General features: G+C 70.4%; 16 protein-coding genes and 1 riboswitch. Of the genes, 3 read left to right on the top strand and 13 right to left on the bottom strand.

What is annotated here, in order from left to right; all coding sequences use genetic code 11:
- Window positions 1–10: 10 nt before the first annotated feature.
- The 4 genes from ribA to HL652_RS13265 all read right to left on the bottom strand — a co-directional run bounded on the left by ribA (window position 11) and on the right by HL652_RS13265 (window position 4,523).
- A complete protein-coding gene (gene ribA, locus HL652_RS13280) occupies window positions 11–1,570 on the bottom strand; it encodes a GTP cyclohydrolase II (protein ID WP_253743269.1) in 1,560 nt (519 codons plus the stop codon).
- Window positions 1,567–2,220: a riboflavin synthase gene (locus HL652_RS13275; RefSeq protein ID WP_171705761.1), complete on the bottom strand. Its 654-nt coding sequence runs from the start codon at window positions 2,218–2,220 to the stop codon at window positions 1,567–1,569. The genes ribA and HL652_RS13275 overlap by 4 nt, the downstream gene beginning before the upstream one ends.
- 4 nt (window positions 2,221–2,224) lie before the next feature.
- Window positions 2,225–3,322: a bifunctional diaminohydroxyphosphoribosylaminopyrimidine deaminase/5-amino-6-(5-phosphoribosylamino)uracil reductase RibD gene (ribD, locus tag HL652_RS13270; RefSeq protein ID WP_171705760.1), complete on the bottom strand. Its 1,098-nt coding sequence runs from the start codon at window positions 3,320–3,322 to the stop codon at window positions 2,225–2,227.
- A gap of 70 nt (window positions 3,323–3,392) precedes the next feature.
- Window positions 3,393–3,552, bottom strand: a riboswitch (FMN riboswitch).
- A 212-nt stretch (window positions 3,553–3,764) separates the two neighbouring features.
- A complete protein-coding gene (locus tag HL652_RS13265; RefSeq protein WP_171705759.1) occupies window positions 3,765–4,523 on the bottom strand; it encodes a polyprenol monophosphomannose synthase in 759 nt (252 codons plus the stop codon).
- A gap of 218 nt (window positions 4,524–4,741) precedes the next feature.
- Here HL652_RS13265 and HL652_RS13260 point away from each other — a divergent pair, with 218 nt between their 5' ends.
- Window positions 4,742–5,188 carry a GtrA family protein gene (locus HL652_RS13260; RefSeq protein WP_253743267.1) on the top strand — a complete coding sequence of 149 codons (447 nt, stop codon included), beginning with the start codon at window positions 4,742–4,744 and terminating at the stop codon, window positions 5,186–5,188.
- 59 nt (window positions 5,189–5,247) lie between these two features.
- The gene (locus HL652_RS13255; protein WP_253743265.1) at window positions 5,248–6,393 is read left to right on the top strand and encodes an FUSC family protein; all 1,146 of its coding nucleotides are present in this window, start codon (window positions 5,248–5,250) and stop codon (window positions 6,391–6,393) included.
- Between the two features lie 310 nt (window positions 6,394–6,703).
- On the opposite strand, the gene trpS is transcribed toward HL652_RS13255, so the two are convergent.
- The 9 genes from trpS to HL652_RS13210 all read right to left on the bottom strand — a co-directional run bounded on the left by trpS (window position 6,704) and on the right by HL652_RS13210 (window position 16,139).
- Entirely contained in the window at window positions 6,704–7,726 is a 1,023-nt protein-coding gene (gene trpS / locus HL652_RS13250) for a tryptophan--tRNA ligase (protein WP_171705757.1), read from the bottom strand.
- Window positions 7,727–7,888: 162 nt separating this feature from the next.
- On the bottom strand, window positions 7,889–8,725 hold the full coding sequence (locus HL652_RS13245) for an exodeoxyribonuclease III (RefSeq protein WP_171705756.1): 837 nt from the start codon (window positions 8,723–8,725) through the stop codon (window positions 7,889–7,891).
- Window positions 8,726–8,817: 92 nt separating this feature from the next.
- A complete protein-coding gene (locus HL652_RS13240) occupies window positions 8,818–10,014 on the bottom strand; it encodes a YhjD/YihY/BrkB family envelope integrity protein (RefSeq protein WP_253743263.1) in 1,197 nt (398 codons plus the stop codon).
- Window positions 10,015–10,241: 227 nt separating this feature from the next.
- Window positions 10,242–11,090: a type IV toxin-antitoxin system AbiEi family antitoxin domain-containing protein gene (locus HL652_RS13235; RefSeq protein ID WP_171705755.1), complete on the bottom strand. Its 849-nt coding sequence runs from the start codon at window positions 11,088–11,090 to the stop codon at window positions 10,242–10,244.
- A gap of 220 nt (window positions 11,091–11,310) precedes the next feature.
- Complete coding sequence (locus HL652_RS13230) at window positions 11,311–12,081, bottom strand: succinate dehydrogenase iron-sulfur subunit (protein ID WP_171705754.1); 771 nt, start codon at window positions 12,079–12,081, stop codon at window positions 11,311–11,313.
- On the bottom strand, window positions 12,081–13,901 hold the full coding sequence (gene sdhA, locus HL652_RS13225; protein WP_253743260.1) for a succinate dehydrogenase flavoprotein subunit: 1,821 nt from the start codon (window positions 13,899–13,901) through the stop codon (window positions 12,081–12,083). Before sdhA ends, HL652_RS13230 begins: the two co-directional genes overlap by 1 nt.
- Window positions 13,902–13,913: 12 nt before the next feature.
- Entirely contained in the window at window positions 13,914–14,366 is a 453-nt protein-coding gene (locus HL652_RS13220) for a succinate dehydrogenase hydrophobic membrane anchor subunit (protein ID WP_171705753.1), read from the bottom strand.
- Window positions 14,366–14,788, bottom strand: a complete 423-nt coding sequence (gene sdhC / locus HL652_RS13215; RefSeq protein WP_171705752.1) for a succinate dehydrogenase, cytochrome b556 subunit — start codon at window positions 14,786–14,788, stop codon at window positions 14,366–14,368. Before sdhC ends, HL652_RS13220 begins: the two co-directional genes overlap by 1 nt.
- A 196-nt stretch (window positions 14,789–14,984) precedes the next feature.
- Window positions 14,985–16,139: a glycosyltransferase family 4 protein gene (locus HL652_RS13210; protein WP_171705751.1), complete on the bottom strand. Its 1,155-nt coding sequence runs from the start codon at window positions 16,137–16,139 to the stop codon at window positions 14,985–14,987.
- Window positions 16,140–16,269: 130 nt separating this feature from the next.
- On the opposite strand from HL652_RS13210, the gene HL652_RS13205 reads away from it, so the two are divergent.
- Entirely contained in the window at window positions 16,270–17,391 is a 1,122-nt protein-coding gene (locus HL652_RS13205; protein ID WP_171705750.1) for a mannose-1-phosphate guanylyltransferase, read from the top strand.
- Window positions 17,392–17,393: the final 2 nt, after the last annotated feature.

Genomic DNA, 17,393 nt, shown 5'->3' with positions numbered 1-17,393 from the left:
CTGAGGTCGGTCAGACGGCGCTGGTGGGCAGCAGATGGCCCATGCGGTCGCGCTTGGTGTCGAGGTACTGCTGGTTCTGCGCGGTCGCGCCCACGACGAGCGGCACGCGCTCGGTTACGGTGATGCCTTGCTCCTCGAGCTGCCGCACCTTCTCGGGGTTGTTGGTGAGCAGCCGGATGCTCGACGCACCCAGGTCGTCGAGCATCGCCACGGCCGCGCCGTAGTCGCGCGCATCGGCCGGGAGTCCGAGGGCGACGTTGGCGTCGAAGGTGTCGAGCCCGTCTTCCTGCAGGCAGTAGGCGCGGAGCTTGTTCACCAGGCCGATGCCGCGGCCCTCGTGCCCGCGCAGGTAGACGACGACTCCGCCGTGCTCGGCGATCAGGTCGAGCGAGGTGTCGAGCTGGGGGCCGCACTCGCACTTGAGCGAGCCGAACGCCTCGCCCGTGAGGCACTCGGAGTGCACGCGCACGAGCGGTGGGGGCGTGGGCTCGGAGGTGCGGCCGGTGGGCACGTCGCTGGCGGGGGCGCTGCCGGGCGCGCCGCCGGTGGGGGCGCCGCCGGGCGCGCCGCCGGCGGGCAGGCCGCTGCCGGGTGGGTCGGCGATGATGGCGATGTGGTCGGTGCCGGTCTTGAGGTCGCGGTAGGCGCGCATCCGGAGCGGTCCGTGGGTGGTGGGCACGGTGGTCTCGACCTCGAACTGCACGCGGGGCTCGGATGCGCGGTGCACGTCGGCGGAGGTGCCCGGCTCGGCGACGAGATCGGCTGCGGCCGCGCCGGCCGCGGTGCCAAGGGCGGCTGCGTCGGCCGCGGCGCCGGGCTCGGCGACCAGGTCAGCGGAAGCCGCGCCGGCCGCGGTGCCGGGTGCGGCCGCGTCGGCCGCGGTGCCAGCGGCGGCCGCAGTGCCTGGGGCGGCTGCGGTCGGGTCGGCGGCCCGCTCGGCGTCGCCCGCGGCGATCCCGTCGCGCTCGTTGAGCCACTCGATGAGCAGCTCGATCGTGGTGATCGGCAGGTTCTCCCGCGCGGAGACCTGCTGGAGCTCGTCCATGCGCATGGCCGAGCCGTCGTCGGCGATCATCTCGCCGATCACGCCCACGGGCGGCAGGCCCGCCGCGCGCATGAGCTCGACTGCCGCCTCGGTGTGCCCGGCGCGCTCGCGCACGCCGCCGTCGACCGCCCGCACCGGCAGCACATGACCGGGTCGGATGAACGACGCGGGCGTCGCCTCGGCATCGGCGAGCCGGTTGAGCGTGAGCGCCCGGTCGTGCGCGCTGATGCCCGTCGTCACGCCCGCCGACGCGTCGACGGTGATCGTGTACGCCGTGCGGCGGGTGTCTTCGTTGTTCACAACCATCGGCGGCAGCGCGAGCCGGTCGGCGAGGTCGCCGGGCAGCGGGGCGCAGAGGTAGCCGGAGGTGTTGCGCACCATCCAGGCGATCCATTCGGTGCTCGCGAGGGCCGCCGAGAGGATCGCGTCGCCCTCGTTCTCGCGGTCGGCCGCGTCGGAGACGATCACCGGGCGCCCGGCGCGCAGGGCGTCGAGCACCTCCGACATGGGGGAGAAGGTGGTCATGACGCGCCTCCCGCGAACGAGATCAGCCGTTCGACGTGCCGCGCGAGCACGTCGGTCTCGAGGTTGACGCGATCGCCCACGGCGAGGGCTCCGAGGGTGGTGGCGGTGAGGGTCTCGGGAATGAGGGAGACCTCGAACCAGTGTTCCGCATCCGTTCCCTCGCCCGCGCCGCCCGTGCCGCCCTCGCCGCCCGCGACGCCGATCGCCGAGACGGTGAGCGAGACGCCGGCGACCGTGATCGAGCCCTTGTCGACGACGAGCGGTGCGAGATCGCGCGGGAGGCTGATGCGCACCACGCTCCACGCCTCACCCGGCGTGACGGCGAGCACGGCGCCGGTGCCGTCGATGTGGCCCTGCACGATGTGCCCGCCCAGCCGGTCGCCGACGCGGGCGGCGCGCTCGAGATTCACGCGGTCGCCGACGGAGAGGCCGCCGATGGTGCTCATGGCGAGGGTCTGCGCCATGACGTCGGCGGTGAAGCTGTCGGCGGTCTGGTCGACGACGGTGAGGCACACGCCCGACACGGAGATGGAGTCGCCGTGCTTCGCGTCGCTCACGGCCAGCGGCGCGCGCACGGTGATGACGACGGCGTCGGGCGTGCGGTCGAGGGCGAGTATCTCGCCCTGCTCCTCGATGAGTCCGGTGAACATGGTGCTACTCCTTGGTGCTGAGGGGGAAGGGTGAGTCGGGTTCGGGCGGCGGGGTCGTGGCCGGATGCTCCGCCGCCGCCGCGGCCGCCGCCGGCCGGGCGACCACGAGCAGGTCGTCGCCGAGTCGCTCCACCGCGGTGAGGGTCAGACGGCGCTGGGCGCCGATGTCGGCCACCCCGAGCTCGGTGAGCGCCGTGCGCGGACCACCGAGCAGGGTGGGCGCGAGGTAGACGAGCAGCTCGTCGGCGAGCCCCGCAGCGATGAACGCGCTGGCGAGGGTGGGGCCGCCCTCGACGAACACGGTGCGCACCTCGTCGGCGTACAGGGCGCCGAGCGTGAGCTCGAGATCGCCGCCGTCGAACTGGCGGAAGGGCAGCGGATGCTCGCGCACGCGCGCCTCGGCCGGCACCTCCCGAGTGCCCAGCACCACCGGCGCGGGCTGGTGGGGGAGCAGCCCGTCGTCGCCGCGGGCGGTGAGGGCGGGGTCGTCGGCGAGCAGGGTTCCGGTACCGACGACGATGACGTCGTGCTCGGCGCGGCGCCGGTGCACGTCGGCCCGGGCCTCGGCGCCGGTGATCCACTGGCTGCTGCCGTCGGCGGCAGCGGCACGACCGTCGAGACTCGACGCCCACTTCACGGTCACGAACGGCCTGCCGAGCCTGGTCGCGGTGAGCCACGGGCGGATCGCCTGCTCCACCTCGGCCGCACCCAGGCCGTTCTCGACCTCGAGGCCGGCGGCGCGCATCCGCTCGGCTCCGCCGCTGGACGCCGCGCCCGGGTCGTCGACCGCGTAGACGACCCGGGACACGCCGGCCTCGATGAGGGCCGCGCTGCAGGGGCCGGTGCGGCCGTGGTGGTTGCACGGCTCGAGCGAGACGACGGCGGTGGCGCCGACCGCGTCGGCGGGGTCGGCGAGGGAGGAGAGTGCCGCGACCTCGGCGTGCGGGGTGCCGGCGCCACGGTGCCAGCCCTCGGCGAGCAGCTCGCCGGAGGGGGAGAGGAGCACGCACCCGACCTGCGGGTTCACGCCCGTGCGAGGGCCGAGCAGTGCGAGCTCGAGGGCGCGGTGCATCGCGTCGCGCTCGGTCTGCACAGCGGTCATCCGGTCCTCGTCTCTCGACGACTCCGGGGTGCGCTCGAACGCCGACGGCTCCGCGTCCACGCGGAAACCGTCCGTGCATCCTCCCATCCGGACTGAGGAGATGTCGTTCGACATCGCCATTACCGTCGGTTCTGGAATTGCACCAGATCAACCTCGACCCGCTCGAAAGCGGCTCTCGGCTCGCGGACTGTCACCGCCGGTTCAGAATCTCACTGACCCCGGAGCACGTTACTTCTCTTCTGTTATACCTCAACGCGGGCCCGCGGGGGCTATTCCCGGGGGATTGTGTGACGAAATGGGGCGGGCTGCCCGAGGGGGCGGTTCAGAATCGCAAACGTCGCGCCCACCGCCCCGATATGCGGCTCGGATCGCGCCTCGTTTGCGATTCTGAACCGCCACCGGGGTGCGCCGGGCGCGGGAGCGGGGCTACCGGGCGCGGCGGCTAGCGGGCGGTGCCGGCGGCCGGCAGCGCCAGCCGCTCGGGCGCGCGCCCGATGAGGCTCGACAGCCCCCAGCCGGTGACCTTGGCCAGCGCCTCGACGACGATGCCGGTCGACATCTTCGAGACGCCCTCTTCGCGCTCGACGAACGTGATGGGGAACTCGCCGATGCGCCCGCGGCTGCGCTCGAACAGCCAGGCGAGCTCGATCTGGAAGCAATAGCCCTGCGAGTTCACGGTGCCGAAGTCGATGGTGCGGAGTGAATCGGCGCGGAAGCCGCGATACCCGCTGGTCAGGTCGTGCAACTTGGAGTTCAACAGGATGCGCGCGTAGGCCGTGCCCGCGCGCGAGATGAGCTTGCGGTAGGCCGGCCAGTTCTTGATGACGCCGCCCGGAATCCACCGGGTGCCGATGCCCATGTCGCAGCCCGCCTCGAGCAGGGCGATGAGGCGGGGAAGCTCCTCGGGCTGGTGGGAGCCGTCGGCGTCCATCTCGACGATGTAGTCGTAGTCGCGGTCGAGCGCCCAGGCGAAGCCCGCGGCGTAGGCGGCCCCGAGGCCGTTCTTCTCCGTACGATGGAGCACGTGGATTCGGGGATCGTCGGCAGACATGCGGTCGGCGAGCTGGCCGGTGCCGTCGGGGGAGTTGTCGTCGACGACGAGGACGTTGGCCTCGGGCACCGTCTTCAGAATGCGCTCGGTCACCCCGGAGATCGACCCGATCTCGTTGTAGGTGGGGATCACCACGACGGTCTTTGCCACTGTTTCCTCGTTCACTCGTCTGTCGCGGTCTTCCGCGAGCGAAAGCGTATCGACGCCTTCTGTTCATTCTCACCACGTAGGCTCAGCATTCGCCTGAAATACTCAGTCTGGTCTACTCTCCACCGCCCGTCAGAAACGGCAGCCCATCCATGAGCAAAGCTTCCCCCGCGCGCACGCGACTCCGCATTCTAGCAAGCGAATTCATCCGATTCGGGCTGGTGGGCGGACTCGGGTTCGTGGTCGATTTCGGGGTGTTCAACCTGCTGCGGCTGACCATCATGGACCCGTCGGTCATGCACGGCGGCCCCGTGATCGCGAAGCTCATCTCGACCACGCTCGCCATTCTCGTCAACTGGCTCGGCAACCGGTTCTGGACCTTCCGCGACCGCCGTCGCGCCGACGTGCTGCGCGAGAGCGTCGAGTTCTTCGCGGTGAGCATCGTGGGCATGGGCATCGGCCTGGCCTGCCTGTGGTTCTCGCACTACGTGCTCGGCTTCACCTCGGTGCTCGCCGACAACATCTCGGGCAACGTGATCGGGCTGGCGCTCGGCGCGGCGTTCCGCTTCGTGCTCTACCGGGTGTGGGTGTTCGGGGAGCACCGGGTGCGGGTGCCGGCCGAGCCGCAGGGGGTCGGGGCGGCGGAGAAGACGACGCCGGTTCCCTGAGCCGCGGTCGGTTGCCTGGCCCGCGCGTTCCCTGAGGGCCACCGGTCTACCCTGGAGGCGTGAGCACAACGGGTGACGGGGAGCGAGCGGATGCGGTGGTGCGTCCGGATGCTCGCTCACGCTGGGCGCGCATCGCCGTCTCCCTGATGCGGCCGGCCCGGTCGTTCCGCACGGCCACCCGCACCCCGCTGCTGCAGGTGCTCAAGTCGGCGGTGGCCGCGGTGCTCGCGTGGCTGGTGGGATCACTCGTGGTGCCGGGGGAGGCGCCGATCTTCGGGCCGATCGCGGCGATCCTCGTGGTGCAGCCGAGCGTCAACCAGTCGCTCAGCCGGGCCGTCGAACGGTCGATCGGCGTGATCGTGGGAGTCGTCGTCGCCTACGTGGCGGCGCTCGTCTTCGGGGCGCCGAGCTGGCTCATCCTGGTGGCGATCGTGGTGTCGCTGCTGCTCGGGTGGGTGCTGCGCTTCCCGGCGTCGTCGACCGTGCAGATCCCCATCAGCGCGATGCTCGTGCTCTCGATCGGCGCGGCCACCCCGGGTTATGCGACGGCGCGCATCATAGAGACGATCATCGGGTGCGTCATCGGCGTCATCATCAACTGGCTCATCGTGCCGCCGGTCGCGCTGCAACCCGCGCATGACGCGGTGGCGGCGCTCGGGCGCGAGGTGGCGGCGACGATGGAGGGGCTCGCGGTGGTGCTGAGCTCGCCGACCGACGTCGCCTTCCGCACGCAGGTGCTCGTCGAGGCGCGGCTGCTGCGGCCCATGCAGTACAAGTCGCAGACGGCGATCGACGCCGCGGAGGAGAGCCTGCGCTTCAACCCGCGCCGCAACGGTCAACGCGAGCAGATCGCCGGCGACCGGGCGCTGCAGGAGAGGCTCGCGGTGGTCGTCACCCGGGTGCTCGGCATGGCGCGGGCGCTCAACGACCACTTCGACGAGTCGCTCCACCGCGAACCGATGACGGGCGCCATCGCCGAGGAGCTGCGCCGGGCGGCCCACGACCTCAAGCTCGTCATGGTGCACGCCGACCTGCCGACCGGCGAGGCCGAGGTGCTCGGGCACGAGGAGCCGCTGCTCACCGCTCCCGTCGCGGCTCTCACGCCCGACCCGGCCCACTGGATCCTCATCGGCTCCCTCCTCGAAGACCTCCGCCGCGTGCGCGAGGAGATCGTGGGCGCCATCGACGACCCCCACGTGCGCTGAGCCGCCCGCTGCGCGGCGCGCCCGCCGCGGGCGGGTCGACGGCGGCGGGGGAGCCGCGGCCGCCCGGCGCAGTGGGCGAACGCCGCCGCGAGCCTGCGGCGGGGGCGGTTGCCTCTGCGGTGGCCATCCTGCCGTGGCGGGCGGTGAGGGCCGTGGGGTGGCCATCCTGCCGCGGCAGGCGGTAAGGGCCGTGCGGTGGCCATCCTGCCGCGGCGCCAGGCGACGTTTGGGGGGTGGCCACTCGGCCGCGGCGGGCGGCGACGTATGTGCGGTCGCCACTCGGCCGCGGCGGCTCAGCCCCGCGGGCGGGTCAGCGGCGGCGGGGGAGGAAGCCGACGCGGTCGTAGACGGTGTCGAGGGTGGCCTGGGCGACGGACTCGGCGCGGTCGGCGTTCACGGCGAGGATGCGGTCGAGCTCGGCCGGGTCATCGAGCAGCTCGAGGGTGCGGGTGCGGATGGGGTCGACGGTCTCGACCACGAGTGCCGCCAACGCCTTCTTCAGAGTGCCGTAGCCGCCGCCCGCGAACTCCTCCACCACCGAGTCGACGGTGCGGCCACTCAGGATGGCGAACACGGTGAGCAGGTTCGCGAGCCCCGGCTTCGCCTCCCGGTCGAATCGCACCTCGCCGTCGGCGTCGGTGACGGCGCGCATGATCTTCTTCTCGGTGACCTTCGGCTCGTCGAGCAGCCAGATCAGCCCAGCGGGTGACTCCGACGACTTCGACATCTTCGCCGTCGGGTTCTGCAGGTCGTAGATCTTCGCCGTGTCTTTCAGGATGTACGGCTTCGGCACCGTGAACGTGTCGCCGTAACGCGAGTTGAAGCGCGTCGCGAGGTCACGGGTGAGCTCGATGTGCTGCCGCTGGTCCTCACCCACGGGCACGTCGACGGCCTGATACAGCAGGATGTCGCCAGCCTGCAGGATCGGATAGGTGAACAGCCCCACCGACGCAGCCTCCTGACCCTGCTTGGCCGCCTTGTCTTTGAACTGGGTCATCCGTGACGCCTCGCCGAAGCCGGTGAGGGTGTTGAGCACCCAGGCCAGCTCGGCGTGCGCCGGCACGTGCGACTGCACGAACAGCGTCGACGCCGACGGGTCGATGCCCGCAGCGATGTACTGCGCGGCGGTGCGGCGCGAGTTCGCGCGGAGCGCCTCGGGCTCCTGGTGCACGGTGATGGCGTGCAGGTCGGCGAGGAAGAAGAACGCGTCGTGGGTCTGCTGCAGCTCTTTCCAGCTCATCAGCGCGCCGATGTAGTTGCCGAGGTGCAGCGAGTCGGCCGAGGGCTGCATGCCCGAGAGCAGGCGGGGCTTGGATGCGGGAGCGGAGGTCATGATGGTCTGCCTGGGTTCGTGAGGTGGAGCGGAGTGGGGAGTTGAGGGGCCGGCCGGGGCCGGGGTGGCCGGGACGACCGGGGTCGTGGTGGCCGGGAGCGGATCGGCCCAATCGGCCGAGTGCGACTCGCCGGGTCGGCGCCGATGTCGCGGTGCCCGGCCCTAGAGCGCGTAGTCGACGACGACGGGGGCGTGGTCGCTCCAGCGTTCGGCGTGGGTGGGCGCCCGGTCGACGCTGTAGCTGACGGCGGTCGCAGCGAGTTCGGAGGTGGCGAGCTGGTAGTCGATGCGCCAACCCGTGTCGTTGTCGAAGGCGCGCCCGCGCTGCGACCACCAGGTGTAGGGACCGTCGACCTCACCGGCGAAGCGGCGGCCGAGGTCGACCCAACCGAGACCGGCACCGGCGTTGTAGCCCTCCTCGCCCTCGGCGCCGACGAAGCGGTCGAAGTAGGCGCGCTCGTCGGGCAGGAAGCCTGCGCGCTTGACGTTGCCCTTCCAGTTGCGGATGTCGAGCGTGCGGTGGCCGACGTTGAGGTCGCCCACCACGACGGCGAGCGGGTTGTGCTCGTGCAGCTTCGGCAGGCGTTCGAGCATGCCGTCGAGGAACTTGTACTTCTCCACCTGCTTCGGGGTGTCGGCCTCGCCGGAGTGCACGTAGGCCGAGACGACGGTGACGATCGTGTCGCCCCACTCGAAGTCGGCCTCGAGCCAGCGGCCCGCGCTGTCGAAGTCGTCGGGGCCGAAGGTCACCCGGTGGATGTTCGCCCGGTCGCGACTCGCGATGGCCACGCCCGCGCGACCCTTCGCCGTGGCGGGGTCGTGCAGGATGTTCCAGTCGGGCCCGAGCAGCTTCTCGAGGTCTTCGGTGGCGGCACGCACCTCTTGCAGGGCCAGGATGTCGACGTCACGCCCGTCGAGCCACGCGCCCATGCCGTTGCGGAAGGAGGCGCGCACGCCGTTCACGTTCACCGAGGCGAGTCTGAGGGGCTTGGAAGGCATGGAGCAAGCCTAGCGGCGGCCTCCGACACTGGCGGGCGGGGGAGGGGGCGCATCCGTTCTCTGTGCAGGGCGCAAGCCCCGCGGCTGCGGCGTCAGCGCTTCTTGAGGCGCACGGCTTCGGCGGCGTCGAGCCGGTCGAGGCGCTCGAGCTTCTTGCGCACGCGTCGGCGGGCGAGCCCGTGCGAGGCGTCGAGCTGCTCCTGGAGCCGCTCGCGCTCGGCCTGCACGATGGTGTCGCGCGCATCCGCCACCCGCTGCCGGCGGTCGGCCTCGAGCTGCTCGGGGCTGAGGGAGCGGGGGTCGAGGCCGGCGTCGTCCATGCCGACGGCGATCCAGGTGGCCGAGATGAGGATGACGCGGCACACCAGGTTGAGGAAGATCATGATGCCGATGATCACCGCGAACGAGGCCAGCAGCGGGTTGCTCGTCGCGCCGCCGAGCAGCTGAGTGCCGAGGATCTTCAGCACGCCGAGCGCCGCGCCGCCGATCGCGGCGCCGGCGAGGAGGCGCCGCATCGGGATCTTCACGCCCGAGAGCACCCGGAACGCGATGGCGAGCACGAAGCTGTCGAACACGAAGACGATGAGCACACCGACCAGCCAGGCCACGACGAGGGCGAAGGGCGACTCGGTGTCGACGCCGACGAGGTCGAACGCGAACGACAGGCCCTGGTTGCTGATGAGGCTGACCACCGAGGAGAGCACGATGGCGATGCCGAACCCGAGGGCGAGCCCGAAGTCTTTGAGCTTCAGCAGCACGAAGTTCGTCGTGGGCGGGTCGAGGTGGAAGAGGCGGCGGATGGAGTCGCGCGTCGATGCCAGCCAGCCGATCGCGGTCATGACGAGACCGATCAGGGCGATGGCGCCCGTCCAGCCCAGGATGCGCGCTTCGCTGAGGGCCTGGGGGTCGATGGCGCCGTTCTCGCCGATCAGCCCGGGAATGGCGTTCGAGAGCTGGGCGACCACCGCATCCAGCAGATCGGGGTTGGATGCCAGCACGATGCCGAAGATCGAGAAGCCGACCCAGATGCCGGCGAACACCGCGAAGATCGCCTGGAACGACATGCCCGAGGCCATGATCTCGCCGCCGCTCGCACCGAACCGCAGGAACACCCGCACCGGGCGTAGCGCCATCACCTTCGCGATGAGCGCCTGCAGACCGGTCTTCGGCGGCTCGGACGTGTTCTTCTCGTTGACGTCGATCGCCGGGCGCCCCGTGCTCGACATCTCGGTCGTCGCCTCGTCGTCTTTCACCGCCGAGTTCCCGCCGCGGCCCTTCGCCTCGCTCATCCTCCCACCCTGCCACTCTCCCGCCCTCCCGCCACCGCCCCGCCGGGGTCGGCATCCCGCGCCTGCCGCCCGCCCGGGGTCGGCGCCGGCCGCCCGCCGCCCGCCCCTTCCAGAACTCGGTGGACTTTCGGCCGCCACACGAATCCCGATGGAGAAACACCCGCATTCCGCCGCTGAAGTCCATCGAGATCGGGAGGCGGGCGGGACTCGAGACGGAGGCGGGTGCATCAGGCAGCCGCCGCGACAGCGACCCGTACGGCGGCGAGGCAGCGCGGCCAGTCGTACATGACTTGTCTGTAGCTGAAATGCAGCACGTGCAGTCCGAGCCGGGTCAGCTCGGCGGCCCGACGCCGGTCGCGTTCGAAACGGGCGCGGTCGTCGTGGAACTCGCGCCCGTCGACCTCCACGACGACCCGGTCGGGCACGAGGAGGTCGACTCGATGCGAGCCGAACCACACCTGGGATCGGGTCTCGATGCCGGCATCCGCCAGACGGATGCGCGCCACCGACTCCGCACCCGATTCCGACGCCGGGTCGACACGCGCCGACGCTCGCCCCACCCTCGACCTGATGGGGAAGGCCTCCGCGAGTTGCGCTCGCGAGAGCACGTGCTCACGCACGGCCGCGTCGAGCACGGCGACGAGATGGGCGGGGTCGAGCGCAGGGGGGAGATGGTCGATCGCCTCTGCGACCGGGACGACTGCCGCGACGGCACCGCGGCGAGGTGCCGGCGCGGCCCGCCAGTGCACCACCAGGTCGTCACGCGCGGTCAGCGGTCCCCCGCTGTCGGGATCCCGCAGGTCGTGCGCGTGTGCGTTCACGGCGACGTGCAGCCGCTCGTCGCCAGGAGGGCACCAGACACCGAGCGCGCGGAGCGCCGAGTACGAGGTCAGCCGACCGCCCAACCGCACCGCCCGCACGATGTCGGGCCGCGCATCCGCTCGTGCGTAGTACCCGTGCCGGATGCGAACGAGCACGCCGGTGCGTCGCAGCCGCCGGAGCTGTTGGTCGTCGACGCCGAGCGTCAGCAGGGTCGAGGTTCGGGCGACCTCGGGGAGGGGGATGAGAGAGGACACGCGACAATTGTCGGCCGATGTGGGCGCGCATCCGAGTCTTCGGCGATGTCTGTGGAGAACCGCCGTCTGTCCACAGCGGCGTCTGCAGCCGGAGACCCGCCCCGAAGTGGATGGAGAAACGAGCTGCCTCCGGAAACGGATGGAGCCTCGCGCCCGAAACGGGCGGAGGCTCCATCGAGTTCGGGCCGCGAGCGGCCGCGAGAGGAAGAGCGGCGGCGGGCTAGGGCTTGCCGCGCATGATGGCCTGCTTCACCTCGGCGATCGCCTGCGTCACCTGGATGCCGCGGGGGCACGCGTCAGTGCAGTTGAAGGTCGTGCGGCACCGCCACACGCCCTCCTTGTCGTTGAGGATGTCGAGGCGGGTCGACGCCGCCTCGTCGCGCGAGTCGAAGATGAAGCGGTGGGCGTTCACGATGGCGGCGGGGCCGAAGTACTGCCCGTCGGTCCAGAACACGGGGCACGACGAGGTGCATGCCGCGCAGAGAATGCACTTCGTGGTGTCGTCGAAGCGGGCGCGGTCGGCGACCGACTGCACGCGCTCCTTGTCTTTCGGCGGCGCGGTGTTCGACTGCAGGAACGGCTGCACCTCACGGAACGACGCGAAGAACGGCTCCATGTCGACGACGAGGTCTTTCTCGAGCGGGAGGCCCTTGATGGCCTCCACGTAGATCGGCTTCGTGATGTCGAGGTCTTTGATGAGCGTCTTGCAAGCCAGGCGGTTGCGGCCGTTGATGCGCATCGCATCCGACCCGCAGATGCCGTGCGCGCAGGAGCGGCGGAAGGTCAGCGAGCCGTCTTGCTCCCACTTGATCTTATGCAGCGCGTCGAGGATGCGATCGGTCGCGTAGAGCTGCACGTCGAAGTCTTGCCACCTGGGCTCGTCGTCGACGTCGGGGTCGAAGCGACGGATGATGAGCGTGACGGTGAACGACTGGATGGGGGCCTCGGGTGCCGGTCCGCCCGCGGGGGCCTCGTCAAGAACCAGGGACATCAGTACTTCCTCTCCATCGGCTGGTAGCGCGTCACGACGACGGGCTTCCAGTCGAGCCGGATGTGGTCGGCGGCGTCGGCGGAGTGCGGGTCTCCCGACAGGTACGCCATGGTGTGCTTCATGAACTTGTCGTCGTCGCGCTTCGGGAAGTCGTCGCGCATGTGGCCGCCGCGCGACTCCTCGCGGTTGCGGGCGGAGAACACGACGACCTCGGCGAGGTCGAGCAGGAAGCCGAGCTCGATGGCCTCGAGCAGGTCGGTGTTGAACCGCTTGCCCTTGTCCTGCACCTGGATGTTCTTATAGCGCTGGCGGAGGCCGTGGATGGTCTCGGTCACCGCGGCGAGCGACTCGTCGGTGCGGAACACCTGCGCGTTCTTGTCCATCTCGTCTTGCAGTTCTTTACGGATGGCGGCGATGCGCTCGGTGCCCGTTCCCGCACGCAGCGACGCCACGAGGTCGACGATGGCGCCGGCCGGATTCGGGGGCAGCGGCGTGAAGTCGACGGTCTGCACGTACTCGGCGGCGTTGTTGCCCGAGCGCTTGCCGAAGACGTTGATGTCGAGCAGCGAGTTGGTGCCGAGGCGGTTCGAGCCGTGCACCGATACGCAGGCGCACTCGCCCGCGGCGTAGAGGCCCGGCACGACCGTGTCGTTGTCGGAGAGCACCTCGGCCTTGATGTTGGTGGGGATGCCGCCCATCGCGTAGTGCGCCGTCGGCATGACGGGCACCGGCTCGACCACGGGGTCGACGCCGAGGTAGGTGCGGGCGAACTCGGTGATGTCGGGGAGCTTGGTCTCGAGCACCTCGGCGCCGAGGTGGGTGCAGTCGAGGAGCACGTAGTCTTTGTGCGGCCCGGCACCTCTGCCTTCCGCCACCTCCTGCACCATGCAGCGGGCGACGATGTCGCGCGGCGCGAGGTCTTTGATGGTGGGGGCGTAGCGCTCCATGAAGCGCTCACCGGAGGCGTTGCGGAGGATCGCTCCCTCGCCTCGCGCTCCCTCGGTGAGCAGGATGCCGAGGCCGGCGAGGCCGGTGGGGTGGAACTGGAAGAACTCCATGTCCTCGAGCGGCAGGCCCTTGCGCCAGATGATGCCGACGCCGTCGCCGGTGAGGGTGTGCGCGTTCGAGGTGGTCTTGTAGATCTTGCCGAAGCCGCCGGTGGCGAAGATGATCGCCTTGGCCTGGAAGACGTGGATCTCGCCGGTCGCCAGCTCGTAGGCCACGACACCGCTCGGCTTGTCGACACCGTCCACCGACGTCATCACGAGGTCGAGCGCGTAGAACTCGTTGAAGAAGTTGATGCCGAGCTTCACGCAGTTCTGGAACAGCGTCTGCAGGATCATGTGACCCGTGCGGTCGGCCGCGTAGCAGGCGCGGCGCACGGGCGCCTTGCCGTGGTCGCGGGTGTGGCCGCCGAAGCGGCGCTGGTCGATCTTGCCCTCGGGGGTGCGGTTGAACGGCAGACCCATGTTCTCGAGGTCGATGACCGCGTCGATCGCCTCTTTGGCGAGGATCTCGGCGGCATCCTGGTCGACCAGGTAGTCACCGCCCTTGACGGTGTCGAAGGTGTGCCACTCCCAGTTGTCCTCCTCGACGTTGGCGAGCGCCGCCGCCATGCCGCCCTGGGCCGCACCGGTGTGGGAGCGGGTGGGGTAGAGCTTGGAGATGACAGCCGTCTTCGCCTTCGGCCCGGCCTCGATGGCCGCGCGCATGCCGGCGCCGCCGGCGCCGACGATGACGATGTCGAACTGGTGGTAGTGCACGCCGTCGATCACGGCGCCGTCTTCGAACGGGAAGGACTGGCTCACGAATTCACTCACGTCTTAGGGGGACTACTGGTTGACCGGGCAGAACGACGGCAGCAGATCGGCCGGCGAGCCCGCGGGGCAGGGGTCGAAGGTGAAGACCACCAGGGAGCCGAGCACGATCATCGCCACGACGGCCACGAGGATGCCGCCCAGCAGGATCTTGCGGGTGAGCGCCTTGGTCGCGTAGTCGTTCACGATGGTGCGCATGCCGTTGCCGCCGTGGATCATGGCGAGCCAGAGCATCAGCACGTCCCAGACCTGCCAGAACGGGTCGCTCCACTTGCCGCCGACGAAGGCGAAGTCGATGGCCTTGATGCCGTCGCCCACCATGAGGTTCACGAACAGGTGGCCGAAGATGAGGATGAGGAGCACGACGCCCGAGGCGCGCATGTAGATCCAGCCCCACTTCTCCCAGTTCACGCCGCTGCGGCGGCGGACGGTGTGCGGGGCGCGGGGGGATTCGATCGAGATCGCCATCAGTGACCAGCTCCCGGGATGTGGCTGAAGACGTTGATGAGGTGACGCGGCGCGAAGCCGAGCATGGTCACCGCCCAGACGCCGATGACGACCCAGAACATCACCCGCTGGTACTTCGCACCCTTCGACCAGAGGTCGATGAGGATGATGCGGATGCCGTTGAAGGCGTGGAACACGATCGCGGCGACCAGCGCCGTCTCGCCGAGCCCCATGATCGGGTTCTGGTAGGTCGAGATGACCGCGTTGTAGGCCTCGGGCGCCACTCGCACCATCGCGGTGTCGAGCACGTGCACGAGGAGGAAGAAGAAAATCGCGACGCCGGTGATGCGGTGCAGCACCCAGGACCACATGCCTTCACGGCCGCGATAGAGGGTGCCAGCGGGCCGCCTCGGCGTCATCGTCCCTGCCGAGTTCTCAGGCATGAACAACCCTCCTTGGCTTCAATGAGTTCGTGACCGCCCACACTGCGAATGGTGCGAACTCGATCTACGACCTCCGTCAGTCTACGCCCAGAGTGCCCGATTGGCTTCTAAGGTCGCCCTAATCTGTATACAGGCCCGTTCTGACGCGGATGCGCGCCATCTCAAGCCGGGACGCCTCCTGCATTCCCGGTTGTATTCATGCGTGTGAGCCGACCGGAGTGCGCTTCCGCGCACCGCGACGGGCCATCACGGCACGGTAGTGGCCGAGCAGCTCGTCGCAGATCGTCTGCCACGACCTGCCCAGCACGGCGCGCCTGCCCGCCTCGCCCATGCGCATCCGGAGTGCGGGGTCGGCGGCGAGGGTCGCGACGTGGCGGCGGAAGTCGGAGACGTCGGCGGGGTCGAAGAGGAAGCCGTTCACGCCGTGGTCGACGAGGTCGATCGGCCCGCCGGCCGCCGGTGCCACGACGGGCAGGCCCGAGGCGTGCGCCTCCTGCAGGGTCTGGCCGAAGGTCTCCTCGGTGCCCGTGTGCACGAAGACGTCGAAGCTCGCGTAGGCGTCGGCGAGCTGCTCGCCCGAGAGCCGGCCGAGGAAGGTGGCGGGCATGCCGCGGGTGATGCGGCGCACGTGCTCGTCGGAGGGGCCGTCGCCCACCACGGCGAGGTGGATGCCGGGCACCCCACGCAGCGCGGCGAGCCGCTCGAGCCCCTTCTCGGGCGCGACGCGCCCCACGTACCCGACCACGACGTCGTCGCGCGCGGGCCCTGCGAGCAGGTCGTGCAGGGCCGAGGCGCCGGGGCGCAGGCGGTTGTTCGGGTGATAGCGCTGGAGGTCGACGCCGCGGCCCCACAGTCCGAGGCGCTCGACCCCCGCACTCCGCAGGTCGGCGAGCGAGGCCTGCGACGGGGCGAGGGTGAGGTCGGCGCCGTCGTGCACCCACTTCACCACGCGCCAGGCGAGCTTCGCCGTCGCACCGAGCCGGTTGCGCCTGGCGTACCCCGCGACATCCGTCTGGAAGATCGCGACCGAGGGCACCCCCAGCCGGTTCGCCGCCGCGATGCCTTGGGCTCCGAGGAGGAAGGGGGATGCCGCGTGCAGCAGGTCGGGCTCGAAGCGGGCGATGATGCGCGCCACCTGGGCGTTCGGGATGCCGACCGGGAACTGCCGGTAGGCGACGGCCGGCACCTGGTGCACCGGGAAGCCGCGGTAGTGGGAGGGCGAACCGGCCTGCGGGGCGATGACGATCGCCTGGTGGCCGTGGTCGGCGAGGTGGTCGAGCACCTTGCAGACGCTGTTCGTGACTCCGTTGACGGTGGGAAGAAAACTCTCGCTGATGATCGCTACGCGCATGACGTGCCTCCGCAGTCGCCGTGCGGCCTCATCCGGCCACGTTCCGACGGTAGGAAGGGCACGTGTCCACCCGGTGTCACTCAGGTGGCGTGCGGGTGAGCGTCGGATGGCGCTCGGTAGGCTGTGCCCCATGACCACTACCCACTCAGCTCTCCAGCGGTTCTACAGCGTCATCCCCGCCGGTGGCATCGGGTCGCGGCTGTGGCCGCTCTCCCGCGCCGACGCGCCGAAGTTCCTGCACGACCTGAGCGGCTCGGGGCAGAGTCTGCTGCGCGACACCTGGGAGCGCCTCGCGCCCCTCTCGGGCGAGCAGCGCATCATGGTGGTCACCGGCCGTGCCCACCGGGCGGCCGTCGAGGAGCAGCTCCCCACCCTGGCCGACCACAACGTGGTGCTCGAGAGCGAGCCCCGCGACTCCACCGCCGCCATCGCGCTCGCCGCCGCCATCCTCGAGCGCCGCGAGCCCGGCGTCATCATCGGCTCCTTCGCCGCCGACCACGTCATCACGAACCCTGAGCGCTTCCGTGCCGCCGTCGCCCAGGCGGTCGAGGTCGCCGACGCCGGCTACATCGCCACCATCGGCATCACCCCGACGGATGCGGCGGTCGGCTTCGGCTACATCCGCTGCGCCCAGCCGCTCGAGATCGACGGCGCTCCTGCCGCCCTCCAGGTGACGAACTTCGTCGAGAAGCCCGACCTCGACACCGCCCGCAGCTACCTCGCCGCGGGCAACTACCTCTGGAACGCGGGGATGTTCATCACCCGCGCCGACAAGCTGCTCGAGCACCTCGGGGCGAGCGAGCCCGAGCTGCTCGCCGGCGTGCTCGAGCTCGCCGAGGCGTGGGACACCCCGCGCCGCGGCGAGGTGGTCGACCAGGTGTGGCCGAACCTCAAGAAGATCGCCATCGACTACTCCGTCGCCGAGCCCGCCGCCGCGGCCGGAGCCCTCGCGGTCATCCCGGGCGACTTCGACTGGGACGACGTGGGCGACTTCGCCTCCATCGCGAAACTGCACTCCGCCGGTCGCGGAACCGACCTCGCCATCCTCGGCAAGAACGCGCGCGTGCTCGCCGACTCCTCCTCGGGCATCGTGGTGTCGCAGTCGAAGCGCGTCATCAGCCTCATCGGCGTGAGCGACATCGTGGTGGTCGACACCCCGGATGCGCTGCTGGTGACCACGAGCGAGCACGCCCAGCGGGTGAAGTCGGTGGTCGACGCCCTGCGGGCCGGCGGTTCGGGAGACGTTCTCTAGAG

This window comes from Herbiconiux sp. SALV-R1, from assembly GCF_013113715.1.
Lineage (GTDB): Bacteria > Actinomycetota > Actinomycetes > Actinomycetales > Microbacteriaceae > Herbiconiux.
Note: the sequence above shows the minus strand (reverse complement) of the source record. Positions and strands in the feature narration are given on the sequence as shown.